10 protein-coding genes and 1 tRNA gene are annotated in these 12,047 nt (G+C 64.7%); 8 read left to right on the top strand and 3 right to left on the bottom strand.

Annotation, left to right across the window (positions count from 1 at the left end; genetic code table 11):
* Positions 1-46 precede the first annotated feature (46 nt).
* From IFT54_RS13605 to IFT54_RS13590, 4 genes are all read left to right on the top strand, one after another.
* Entirely contained in the window at positions 47-2,050 is a 2,004-nt protein-coding gene (locus IFT54_RS13605; protein WP_192071038.1) for a lytic transglycosylase domain-containing protein, read from the top strand.
* A 19-nt stretch (positions 2,051-2,069) separates the two neighbouring features.
* Entirely contained in the window at positions 2,070-2,546 is a 477-nt protein-coding gene (gene greB, locus IFT54_RS13600; protein ID WP_031439512.1) for a transcription elongation factor GreB, read from the top strand.
* A 97-nt stretch (positions 2,547-2,643) separates the two neighbouring features.
* The gene (locus tag IFT54_RS13595; protein WP_192071037.1) at positions 2,644-3,024 is read left to right on the top strand and encodes a DoxX family protein; all 381 of its coding nucleotides are present in this window, start codon (positions 2,644-2,646) and stop codon (positions 3,022-3,024) included.
* Between the two features lie 10 nt (positions 3,025-3,034).
* A complete protein-coding gene (locus IFT54_RS13590; protein ID WP_031439510.1) occupies positions 3,035-3,805 on the top strand; it encodes an NYN domain-containing protein in 771 nt (256 codons plus the stop codon).
* A gap of 17 nt (positions 3,806-3,822) precedes the next feature.
* Here the strand turns inward: IFT54_RS13590 and IFT54_RS13585 are convergent, their stop codons facing one another.
* From IFT54_RS13585 to ettA, 3 genes are all read right to left on the bottom strand, one after another.
* Positions 3,823-4,587, bottom strand: coding sequence for a DUF3108 domain-containing protein (locus IFT54_RS13585; RefSeq protein ID WP_192071036.1), 765 nt, complete (start codon positions 4,585-4,587; stop codon positions 3,823-3,825).
* Between the two features lie 15 nt (positions 4,588-4,602).
* Positions 4,603-5,796 carry a sensor histidine kinase gene (locus IFT54_RS13580; RefSeq protein ID WP_244180764.1) on the bottom strand — a complete coding sequence of 398 codons (1,194 nt, stop codon included), beginning with the start codon at positions 5,794-5,796 and terminating at the stop codon, positions 4,603-4,605.
* A gap of 242 nt (positions 5,797-6,038) precedes the next feature.
* On the bottom strand, positions 6,039-7,718 hold the full coding sequence (gene ettA, locus IFT54_RS13575) for an energy-dependent translational throttle protein EttA (RefSeq protein ID WP_192071120.1): 1,680 nt from the start codon (positions 7,716-7,718) through the stop codon (positions 6,039-6,041).
* A gap of 104 nt (positions 7,719-7,822) precedes the next feature.
* Here ettA and IFT54_RS13570 point away from each other — a divergent pair, with 104 nt between their 5' ends.
* From IFT54_RS13570 to IFT54_RS13555, 4 genes are all read left to right on the top strand, one after another.
* Positions 7,823-9,223 carry a M20/M25/M40 family metallo-hydrolase gene (locus tag IFT54_RS13570; RefSeq protein WP_192071035.1) on the top strand — a complete coding sequence of 467 codons (1,401 nt, stop codon included), beginning with the start codon at positions 7,823-7,825 and terminating at the stop codon, positions 9,221-9,223.
* Positions 9,224-9,377: 154 nt separating this feature from the next.
* Entirely contained in the window at positions 9,378-9,644 is a 267-nt protein-coding gene (locus IFT54_RS13565; RefSeq protein ID WP_031393308.1) for a hypothetical protein, read from the top strand.
* Positions 9,645-9,767: 123 nt separating this feature from the next.
* Positions 9,768-9,843 (top strand) — tRNA-Ile (locus IFT54_RS13560).
* An 856-nt stretch (positions 9,844-10,699) separates the two neighbouring features.
* Complete coding sequence (locus IFT54_RS13555) at positions 10,700-11,251, top strand: FxDxF family PEP-CTERM protein (protein ID WP_192071034.1); 552 nt, start codon at positions 10,700-10,702, stop codon at positions 11,249-11,251.
* Positions 11,252-12,047 lie beyond the last annotated feature (796 nt).

Below are 12,047 nucleotides of genomic sequence, written 5' to 3'. Positions count from 1 at the left end.
GCGTTTCGTTCAGGACAGATACGGGTTGAACTGCTATCCTGTCCACATGGTAGCATTGGCGTTCAAATCGAGCATCGCTCTGGCGGCTCTGGCCGGCACGGCGGTATCTTCAGGGGTCGGACAGGAAACGCTCGACCGGTACCGGACGCAGCTTTCGAATATCGGCCCGCAGGCGCAGCCGATGGCGAGCGACGGCGCGATCGCCTCGACGATCGCGCAATGGCGTGCGCTGCAACAGACCGACGCGCTGCCGTTCGACAGCTATGCCGGGTTCCTGATGGCGCATCCCGGCTGGCCGAACGAGACCGCCAATCGCCGCGCGGCGGAGCGGCAGGCGGCGATCGGCAGCGGTGCGGCGGGCAGCGTCGTCGCGTTCTTCACGCGCTATCCGCCACAGTCCGCAGCGGGCAATCTTGCCTATGCGCGCGCATTGCAGGCGACCGGGCAGCGCGACCGCGCCTATGCCGCGGTGCGCACCGCATGGCGATCGGGCGGACTGACGCCGATCGATCAGGTCGCGGTGACGACGGGCTTCCCCGGCGCCCTGTCGCCGGACGATCAGGATGCGCGGATGGACGCGCTGCTCTGGTCGGGACAGACGAGCGCAGCGCAGCGGCAGATCCTGATGGTCAGTCCGGCGAAGCGCGCGCTGTTCGAGGCGCGGCTCGCCTTCCGGACCAATGCGCCGAACGCGTCCGACCTGTCCGCGGCGACGATGGAGACGTATCGCGGCGACGCGGGCTATGTCGCCGATCGGGCTGTGTGGCTGCGCAACAGCGGCGCGAGCCCGAGCGCGCGCGCCTGGCTCGCACGGCCGCGGGCGCTGACCACGCGGCCGGGCAATGCGGGCGAATGGTACGAGATCCTGGTGACCAATGCGCGCGGCGCGGCGAATGACGGCCAGTGGCAGGTCGCCTATGACATCGCGCGGCAGATCGACGATGCCTATCCGGCGGGTGCGAACATCTCGGCCAAATCCTATGCCGAGCGCGACGAATATACCAATCTCGCCTGGCTCGGCGGGCAGGCGGCGATGAAGAAGCTCGGCCGCCCCGCGGATGCGATGACGTTGTTCGACCGCTATGCGCGCGGGTCGAATTCGCCGGTGGTGCGGGCGCGCGGCTATTACTGGGCGGGACGCGCGGCCGAGGCGGCGGGCCGGCAGGCCGATGCGACCGCCTTCTACACGCAGGCGGCCGGCTACCGCGATCAATATTACGGACAGCTCGCGACCGAGCGGATGGGTCGCGCGCTGACCCCGCCACCGCCGATGGCCAGCCTTGCGATCGCACCCGCGGTGCGCGCCGCGTTCGAGCAGCGCGAGACGGTGCGCGCGGTCAAGTTCCTCGGCCAGATCGCGGACTGGCAGGACCAGACCGCGTTCGTCCGCCAGATCGCCGCGGATGCGACGACCGACACCGATCACGCGCTTGCCGCCGAACTGTCGACGCGCATCAACCGTCCCGATCTGGGCGTGATGGTCGGGCGCAGCGCGCTGGCGAACGGGCTCAGCGACTATTCCGCAGCAGGCTTCCCGACCGTCAGCGTGCCTGCGGGCTATGAGGACAACTGGACGATCATCCATGCGATCTCGCGGCAGGAGAGCCAGTTCGATCGCGCCGCGGTCAGCCATGCCGGTGCGCGCGGGCTGATGCAGCTGATGCCCGCGACCGCGCGCGAGCAGTCGGGCAAGATCGGGCTCGCCTATAACCAGGCGTCGCTGACGACCGATCCCAATCTGTCGATCATGCTGGGGTCGAGCTACTTCCAGCGGATCTATGCGAACTATGGCAGCTATCCGCTTGCGATTGCTGCGTATAATGCGGGCGGCGGCAATGTGAACAAGTGGCTGCGCGCCAATGGCGACCCGCGCACCGGCGCGGTCGACATCATCGACTGGATCGAGGCGATCCCGTATCAGGAGACGCGCAACTATGTGCAGCGCGTGATCGAGAATGCCGTCGTCTACGACCTGATGAACCCCGCCCGCGCCAAGAGCCGCAGCGTCGCACGGACGTCCTGGTATCTCGGCAAGACCCGGCCCGGCTGAACCGGACGAGACGGCGCGCATGGATCGGCCCAACTACATCACCCCGGCAGGCTATACGGTGCTGCGCGAGGAATATGAGCTGTTGCTCGGCAGCGAGCGGCCGAAGCTCGTCGAAGTGATTTCCTGGGCGGCGGGCAATGGCGACCGGTCGGAGAATGGCGACTATATCTATGGGCGCAAGCGGCTGCGCGAGATCGACCGGCGGCTCGGCTGGCTGTCGCGGCGGATGAAGGCGGCCAAGGTCGTCGATCCCGCCGCGCAGGAGGACCGCAGCCGCGTCTGGTTCGGCGCGTGCGTGACGGTGGCGGACGAGGAGGATGTCGAACGCGTGCTCACGCTGGTCGGCGACGACGAGACCGATGCGGGCAATGGGCGGATCGGCTGGAATTCGCCGTTCGCCCGCGCACTGAGGGGTGCCGCGATCGGTGATGTCCGCCGCGTCGACCTGCCCGCGGGCGAGCGCGAATATGAGGTCGTGGCGATCGCCTATCCCTGACCTCGCATCGCTGAACGATCCGTTTCCATCCGGCGCGTTGACGCAGACACGCGCGCATAGGACGTAGCGGGACCGCAACGACGTTCAGGATGATCCCATGCCGATACCCGCCACCTGGTCCCCCCGCCTGCTCAGCGTGATGCGCGTCGTCGTGGCGCTGGTGTTCTTCAGCCACGGTATTTCCAAGTTCTTCGGGCTGCCGCCCTTCCCGATGGCGATGACCCCGTTGCTGTACGTCGCGGGCATAATCGAGGTCGTGGGCGGTGCGTTGCTGATCGTCGGGCTGTTCACGCGGCCGGTGGCGTTCCTGCTGTCGGGCATGTCGGCGGCGGCCTATTTTCTTGCGCACGCACCGCAGGGGCCCTTCCCGATCGCCAATGGCGGCGAGGCGGCGGTACTCTATTGTTTCGTGTTCCTCTACCTCGCCGCAGCGGGTGGCGGCGCGTGGAGCGTGGACGCGGCGCGCGGGCGCGGCTAATCCCGGCGGCATGGCCGATACCACAACCCGCAACGTCGCCCTTCTCATCGACGCCGACAACGCATCGTCGGCGACGCTCGACCCGGTGCTGACCGTTCTTGCCGAGCTCGGCACGGTCAACGTCCGGCGCGTCTATGGCAACTGGTCCAAGCCCGCGCTCAAGGGCTGGCGCGACATGTCGATCAAGCACGGCATCGAGCCGCAGCAGCAGTTCGACCTGACCAAGGGCAAGAACGCGACCGACATGAAGATGACGATCGACGCGATGGACCTGCTGTTCCGCGGCCGGATCGACGGGTTCGGGATCATGTCGTCGGACAGCGACTTCATGCCGCTGGCGATGCGGATCCGCCAGGACGGCGTGCCCGTCTATGGCTTTGGCACCAGCCGCACGCCCGAGGGGTTCCGCCAGGCGTGCACGCGCTTCATCGACGTCAGCGCGCTCGACGACGAATCCGAGCCGATGCCGCTGTCGCTGCCGCCCGCGATCGGTGGCGAGAAGGCCCCTGCCCCCGCCGCGCCGGCCGCGCGCCGGTCGCGCGGCGGCGAGCCGATCGGGTCGGACCTGATCAAGCTGCTGATCGACGCGTATAATGCGGGCAAGCGCGACGAGAAGGGCTATCAGAGCCTGACCGAGCTCGGGCAGCGCGCGGGCAATCGGTCGAGCTTCGATGCGCGCAATTACGGCTTCAACCATCTGTCCGAGCTGATCGAGGCGGTGCCCAATTTCCAGACCGAACGCCGTGACGGCGGTCGGATCTACGTCAAGCGGGTCCGCTGAGCGCCCGCACCGGTCGCTCAGTCGAGACCGGTGCAGTCGCCGCCAAGCTTTGTCCCGCCCCGCGCGGCGAAGCTGCCGAGCTCGCGCGCCTCGCGTTTCGCGATCAGCGTGGTGGCGCTGGGCTTGCCGTCCTTGAGAACTGCGACGGTCCAGGCATCGACGGGCCCGGTCGGTGTCGCGACGCTCTGGCTGCCGGTGACGGTCAGCGTGAAGCGGCCGATCCCGCCGTCATACTGGTAGAAGGGCAGCGAGAAGCTCTTGCCCATCGCGAGCGGCAACGCGCCGAACGTCACGCCCCAGAGATTCCCCTCCCAGATCGGTCCCGCCACCGCGACGTCGATCGGCGTGACGACGGCCTTGTCGGTCTTCGTTCCGACGATGCGGCCGGGGGTGTAGCGAAGTGCGACATGCTCGACCCCGCTCCGGCTGTTGTCGAAGGTGATCGGCGTCAGATCGTCGCGGTTCAGGACGAAGTGATCGCGCATCGCGAAATTCGCCATCGGCACGCGCTGATGCACGACGATATCCCAGGCGGGCCGACCGCCGACGCGGATGGCGCGGATGACCTGGCGGGTTGCGCCGATGACGGTCTGGCCGGATAGTGCTCCGGCGGCCTGCGTGCCTGCGGGGGCGCCGGGGCGGTAGATCGCGAAGCACTGGTCGACCGGCTTGACCCTGTCGCCCTGCGGCGCAGTCACCGCAGCCGCTGCGGCCGCTAGCATCATCAGCATGTCCATCATCCCCACCCCGTCGTTGTGGGAGAGGTGTGCTACGGACATCATACACGCGTCAAGCGATCAGTCCGGAAGCACGATCCTCGGATCGGGAATGTCGAGGACCGCGCACGTGCCGCGCTCGGCATTCTCGATCGCGATCGTGCCGCGCAACTGCCGGGCAAGGCTGCCGATCATCCGCATGCCGAGGCTTTTGCGCGAGGCGGCCTTGAGGTCGAAATCGGCGGGCAGCCCGACGCCGTCGTCGGACACGGTCAGCAGGATCCGGCCGTCGGCGTTGCGGATCGTCACCGCAATGACGCCGCCACCCTCGCCATACGCATATTTGATCGCGTTGGTGACGAGCTCGGTGACGAGCAGGCCGAGCGGGATCGCGGTATCCGCGCTGATCCGGATCGCGTCGATGTCGCAGTCGATCCGGTGCAGCGGCGCCTGTTCGGCAAGCCCCGTCGCGATCCCGCAGACCAGGTCGTCGAGCGCGACGATCCCGACCTGTTCGCCGCGCCAGAGCTGGTCGTGCGTCTGTGCGATCGCGGTGATGCGCGCCTGCGCGTCGCCGAGCAGCCGGGTAATGCGCGGGTCGTCATCCTCCTGCATCTGGAGGTTGAGCATCGCCGAGACGAGCGCAAGGCTGTTCTTGACGCGGTGGCTCGCCTCGCGCGTGAGCAGCTCCTGATGTTCCATCGCGTCGCTCAAGCGCTGTTCGGCCTGTTGCCGCTCGATCGCGACGCCGATCAGATTGGCGAACCCCTGCATGAAGGCGAGGTCGGCAGGCTCGAACTTGCCCTCGTCGGGGCTGTCGACCTCGAGCACGCCGAAGCGCTTGCCCGACGTCTCGACCAGGACGTTGATCGCGCGGCGGATATGGTGCTCGGCCATGAAGGCGGGCGTACGGAACCGCTCCTCATTCTCGAGATGGTTGGAGATCACCGGCTGGCCGGTCTCGAGCGCGAAGCCCGCGGGCGAGGCGAGATCGGTGCGCATCTCGGCCGATCCGACCACGCCCGGCGCCCAGCCGATCCCCGCGCGCACGAACAGGCTGTCCTGCTCGGGGCGATATTCGAGGAACTTGCAGTATTTCGAGCGCATCCCCTCGCCGCACAATTCGGTAGCGCGCTGGAGCATCGGTTCGAGATCGCGCGCGCGCAGCGCCTCGATCCCGAAATCGGCCAGTATCGATTGCTGGCGAAGCCGGTATTGCAGCTCCCCCGCACCCGGGGGGGCATCTCCACCGGGGGAGTGTTCGATAACTGTCACGCCTGCTCCGTTCGTGGGGACCAATATGTCTCCTACCGACCCCGGTTAGGGGATCAACATGGCGCTTGCGTGGCAGGCACCAGCTCGGTCCTACACCGCCCTCGTCATCCTGACGAAAGTCAGGATCCAGGGTTACGGGCGGACCGCCTCTTGGCTCTGGATCCTGACTTTCGTTAGGATGACGGGGTTGATGGGGGGGGCGCCGCAGCCCGGAAACATGGGCCGCGGCGGGTCTCAGACGCTCAGCGCGTGAGCTTCTTGTACGCCAGACGCGTCGGGCGGTCGGCGGCGTCGCCAAGGCGACGGCGCTTGTCCTCCTCGTAGGATGCGTAATTGCCCTCGAACCACTCGACATGGCTGTCGCCTTCGAAAGCGAGGATGTGCGTGGCGAGGCGATCGAGGAAGAAGCGGTCATGGCTGATGACCACCGCGCAGCCTGCGAACGTCTCGAGCGCCTCTTCGAGCGCACGCAACGTCTCGACGTCGAGATCGTTGGTCGGCTCGTCGAGCAGGAGGACGTTGCCACCCTCCTTGAGCATCTTGGCCATGTGGACGCGGTTGCGCTCGCCGCCCGAGAGCTGGCCGACCTTCTTCTGCTGGTCCTGCCCGCGGAAGTTGAACGCGCCGACATAGGCACGCGTGCCCATCTCCTGCTTGCCGAAGCGGAAGATCTCGAGCTCGTCGGAGATTTCCTGCCAGACGTTCTTGTTCGGATCGAGATCGTCGCGGCTCTGGTCGACATAGCCGAGCTTGACGGTCGAGCCGACCTCGATCGTGCCCGTGTCCGGGGTTTCCTGACCGGTGATGAGCTTGAACAGCGTCGACTTGCCCGCGCCGTTCGGGCCGATCACGCCGACGATGCCACCGGGAGGCAGCGTGAAGTCGAGACCGTCGAACAGCAGCTTGTCGCCGTACGACTTGGTCAGGCCCTTCGCCTCGATCACCTTGCCGCCGAGACGCGACGGCAGCTGGATCAGGATCGCGGCCTTGCCGGCGACGCGATTCTCCTGCTTCTCCATCAGCTCGTCGAACGCGCGGATACGGGCCTTCGACTTGGTCTGGCGCGCCTTGGGGGTCTGGCGCATCCAAGCGAGCTCATCAGCGATCGCCTTCTGCTTGCCGGCCTCTTCGCGCTCTTCCTGGCTGAGGCGCTGGGCCTTCTTCTCCAGATAGCCCGAATAGTTGGACTCGTAGGTGTAGTAGCGGCCGCGATCGAGCTCGAGCACCCAGTTGACGACATTGTCGAGGAAGTAGCGATCATGCGTCACGAGGATGACGTTGCCGGTATATTCCTTGAGGTAGTTCTCGAGCCACGACACGCTCTCGGCGTCGAGATGGTTGGTCGGCTCGTCGAGCAGCAGGATCTGCGGCTTCTCGAGCAGCAGCTTGCAGAGCGCGACACGGCGCTTCTCGCCGCCCGAGAGATTCACCACCGACGCATCGCCCGGCGGGCAGCGCAAGGCTTCCATCGCCTGTTCGAGCTGGCTGTCGAGCGCCCAGCCGTCGACCGCGTCGATCTTGGCCTGGAGATCGCCCATCTCCTCCATCAGCGCGTCGAAATCGGTGTCGTCCTTCGGATCGCCCATCTCGGCGGAGATCGCGTTGAACCGGTCAACGAGGTCGGCGACGGGGCGGACGCCGTCCTTGACGTTGCCCATCACGTCCTTGGTCGGATCGAGTTGCGGCTCCTGCGCGAGATAGCCGACACTGACGCCGTCGGCCGCCCAGGCCTCGCCGGTGAAATCGGGATCCATGCCCGCCATGATCTTCATCAGCGTCGACTTGCCCGACCCGTTGGGGCCGATGATCGCGATCTTGGCGGACGGAATGAACTGGAGGTGGATGTTGTTGAGGACGGGCTTTGCGGCACCGGGGAAGGTCTTGGTCAGACCCTTCATGACGTAGGTATACTGGACGGCCATGTGGGTGCCGAGCTCCATGCTTGAATGAGGCGGGATTTGACGTGCGCAGATAGCGATGCGGCGGGCCGTTGGCAAACGGGGAGCAGCGACATAGGCTGTCGCGGATGATGAAGCACACGCTCGCGGTATTGGCCGCCTCCACCCTGTCCGTTCCTCTCATGGCACAGCGGACCGCACCACCCGCCCCTGCCCCGGTCGATGCGAAGGTCGCAGCGCTCCGCGATGCCGCGCTCAAGGACGAGGTCGCCTATGACATCGTCGAGGGGATGACGACCGAGATCGGCCCCAGGCTGGCGGGGACCGAGGCGGAGGCGCGTGCGCGCGCCTGGTCGGTGACGAAGCTGAAGGCGCTGGGCTTCAAGAACGTGCGGATCGAGCCGTACCAGATGCCCGTCTGGGTGCGCGGCGTCGAGACCGGGTCGATCCTGTCGCCCTTCCCGCAGGCACTGAAGCTGACCGCGCTCGGCAATTCGGGTGCGACGCCCGTGGGCGGGCTCACCGCACAGGTGGTGGTGTTCAAGACCTATGGCGACCTGGCGGCGGCGCCCGCGGGGAGCCTTGCGGGCAAGATCGCCTATGTCGGCAATGCGATGGAGCCGACGCAGGACGGGTCGAGCTATGGCGCGTTCGGACCTGCACGGTTCGTGGGGCCAGCGATGGCGGCGAGCAAGGGTGCGGCCGCGATCGTGATCCGCTCGATCGGCACCGACCATCATCGCAATCCGCATACCGGCACGACCAACTTCCCCGAGGGCGTCACGCCGATCCCGTCGGCGGCGCTATCGGTACCCGATGCCGAGCTGATCGAACGGATCGCGACGCGCGGCAAGCCGATCACGATGACGCTCGTCCTGACCCCGCGGATGACGGGCACGCACGAATCGGGGAACGTGATCGCCGAAGTGCCGGGGACCGATCCCAAGGCGGGAATCGTGCTGGTCGGCGGGCATCTCGACAGCTGGGATCTCGGCACGGGCGCGATCGACGATGCGAGCGGCGTGGCGATCACCGCGGCGGCGGCCAAGCGCATCCTCGACGGCCCGCGCCCGCGGCGCACGATCCGCGTCGTCTGGTTCGGCGCCGAAGAGGTCGGCGGCTTTGGCGGCAAGGCCTATGCCGAGGCGCACAAGACCGAGCGTCACGCGACCGCGGGCGAATCCGATTTCGGCGCGGACCGCGTCTGGCGGTTCGAGACCAACCTGCCCGACAGCGCGAAGCCGGTCGGCGATCGCCTCGCCTCCGCGCTCGCCCCGCTCGGCATCGCGCGCGGCGCAGGGGTCGGCGGTGACGGCACCGATGTCGGCCCGACCATGGCGCTCGGCGTCGCGGCGATCGACCTCAACCAGTCGGGCACGCGCTATTTCGACACGCATCACACCCCCGACGACACACTCGACCGGGTCGATCCCGAGCAGCTTCGTCAGAACGTCGCGGCGTGGACGACGATGCTCGCGATCGTGGCCAATGCGCCCGAGGAAATCGGCTCGGTCGTGCCAAGAAAGTGACCAGTTGCGGCAACCCGCCCGTCATCGGACTGTCGCAAAGCTTGCTGGGCGATGAATTTAGCGGATTGACCGCCGGTCGGGGGCCGCTATTTGACGGGGCTTCGCGACGGCAATCGGGTCGGCCGCGAGTGAAACTATGCTTGGGAGCATTCGAATGAAGAAGATCGTTCTGATCGCTGCTGCCGCCGGCCTGATGTCCGTCGCAGCCTGCAGCAAGTCGCCAGAAGCCGCCGCAGTTGAGAACAACGCGGACATGCTGGCTGACAACATGGAAATGCAGGCTGACAACATGGACGCCATGGCGGACAACACCTCGAACGCTGTCGCAACCGACGTGCTCGAGAACGCAGCCGACAACATGAACGCAGCAGCAGACAACGTCCGCGATGCTGCCGACGAGAAGACCGACAACATGAACTAAGACCTTGTCGGGCGCTTGCGCTCGACAGCGTTTTAGAGTCGGAAAGGGCGTTCCTTCGGGAGCGCCCTTTTTCTTTGGCACCCTTTTTCTTTGGAAACGCTTGCGCTAACGCAGGCGGCGGTGGGGCCTGTAGCTCAACGGTTAGAGCTGGCCGCTCATAACGGCTAGGTTGCGGGTTCGATTCCTGCCGGGCCCACCAATTTCTAAAATTATCACTACCTTACCTCGTCAGGGATGCGCAGAATTGCGTCGTTTGTGGGGGTTTTCCTTCTCACACGTTCCATACGGCGAACTGAGAGTGCGGGATATTTGGGGGTATTTTTCAAATGGTATTTTCTGCCCCCCAGATGTCATGATTCGGCCCGGATTTCTGCGGCTTGCGGAGCCGCTCCGGCTTCGGCGGAAGCACCTGGTTTGAGGGTGTCGATGATCATGCTGGGCGGCCTTGCGACGATGATCGCGGCAATGCCCGCCGCAGCGCACGCCGCGGTGCAAGTCGCGGCAAACCGCGATTGACGAACCGCTTTAGATCGGCGGCGTTACGCCCTATCATCGTAGAGAGGCTAGCGAGGCTCCTGCCTGGCTCTTTGTCGAGCTCGGCAGTCGAACTCGCGGCGTTTGCGTTCTCATTGGGCGCATCCAAACAACGAATCAGGGTAGCGCCCGAGCTATACTGCTCCTTTTTTGTTCTCAACCTGCCTGCCATCGCCGGGCGGAACGAGGCACGGGATAGTTCGGAAAACCTCGTAACTCGGGGGGGCTTGAATGTCGCTAAAAGAACAGTGTGCCCGTCAACAACTATTGGAGATTTAGGTCATTCTTCTTGTCTTGTTAACCAAGGTTGAGCAGGGCCTATTGCACGCTTCTACCGTGGAAAATGCCCCCGGATGCAAACGATCCGGCCGCGCGACTTCATGACGCTCATCGCACTCCGCTCACGATGCACGATTGTCCCGAAACCACACAATGGTTGGGTGGTGGCCATTTTCAGGCAATTGCATAACTTTATGGCCCCCTTTACTTTTTTTCCAAGGAACACGTAAAAAGGGACCATCATGAAGCGTTTACTTCTTTCGACAATGGCATTCGTATCCGCATTTGCGATGGCCCCAGCGGCTCAAGCAGTTAACTTCACTCCGAACGACCCGGAGTTCACCGTCAGCGGCGATATAAAGAATGGTACCGTTTCGGCAGATTTCGGCCGGGCGGGCATCAAGCGTGGTGCATTCACAGATACTTTCAATTTCATCATCGATCAGGCCGGTCTGGCTAGCGGTACGCTCAGCACGAGCACGACGCGGTTCTTCAGCCCGACCGATCTTGATATCCTGTCGGTGTTCATCAACGGCTTCGCAGCGTCGAAGACGGTTGTCGGCAAGGCCGAGTTTTTCGAAATCAACAACGTGGCGATCGCAAAAGGTGCGACGAACCAGATCGTCGTGAACGGCCTCTCGCGTGGTAACGGCTCCTATGCCGGCACCGCGACCTTTGAGCCGACGGCAGCAGTTCCCGAGGCTGGTACCTGGGCAATCATGCTGTTCGGTATCGGCGGTATCGGCTCGTCGATGCGCGTTCGTCGTCGCCAAGCGAAGATCGCATTCGCCTAAGCCGATTTCACAGCCGGTCCCAGTGTCCGGCCGTGTGAAGGCAGCCGTCAACCTTTCGAGGTTGGCGGCTGTTTTCATTTGAATCCAGCGCGATTGAGGCTGCGGAGGGATTGATGTGGCGCGACGACCGCCGTTGACCGACACCTAAGCGTACGGTCGGGCGCGAACTGGTCGAAGTCGACTTTCTTATGCCGCCCACAGCCACAGATCAGATCCATGGTCCGGATACCGAGGGACCGCATGGGTCGGGTTTAAGTGGTCAAACGTCGACGGAATGACAATGCAGAAAATTCAATAAGAGCCGCGCTCAGTGAGGCCGCTTACGGTCGCGTAGACACACCAGCGGTCCGCCTAACCCTGCGCTGTCTCTGACATCACTGCCCCGAGCGCCGGCCCCTCGTGCTCTTTTGGGAAGCCGCGCAGCAGGATAGCGAAATTGGTCGGTGCCAGAGTGTGACGGCCTCATCAACGGCATTGTGGGGCAGCTGCGTCGATCCGGCGCATATACCGCAGTCAGCAACGCGCGGGCGGCATTGGCATCAAGAATTTTCAGTTAATCCACTTTAACCGCATGGAGTTGCAATTACTAAACAGATTCAATGCATAAATCCCCTTGTCGAAAGACAAGCACTTTCAAATCTGGGGGTTCAAATGCGCTACTGGCCAATCGGCAAGCCCATTCGGGGTTAACTTTGCCATCAGCTTGGGGATCACTATTGGCGTCATTGACGCATCCTGCAGGGCGCAAAGCAATGCGTTACTAGGCCAATGGTGACCCTTACAACGGCTGAAACAT

The organism is Sphingomonas sp. CFBP 13714, from assembly GCF_014842205.1.
In the GTDB taxonomy this organism is placed as follows: Bacteria; Pseudomonadota; Alphaproteobacteria; order Sphingomonadales; family Sphingomonadaceae; genus Sphingomonas; species Sphingomonas aerolata.
The sequence above is the reverse complement of the archived record's forward strand: the minus strand, read 5'-3'. Positions and strand labels throughout refer to the sequence as shown.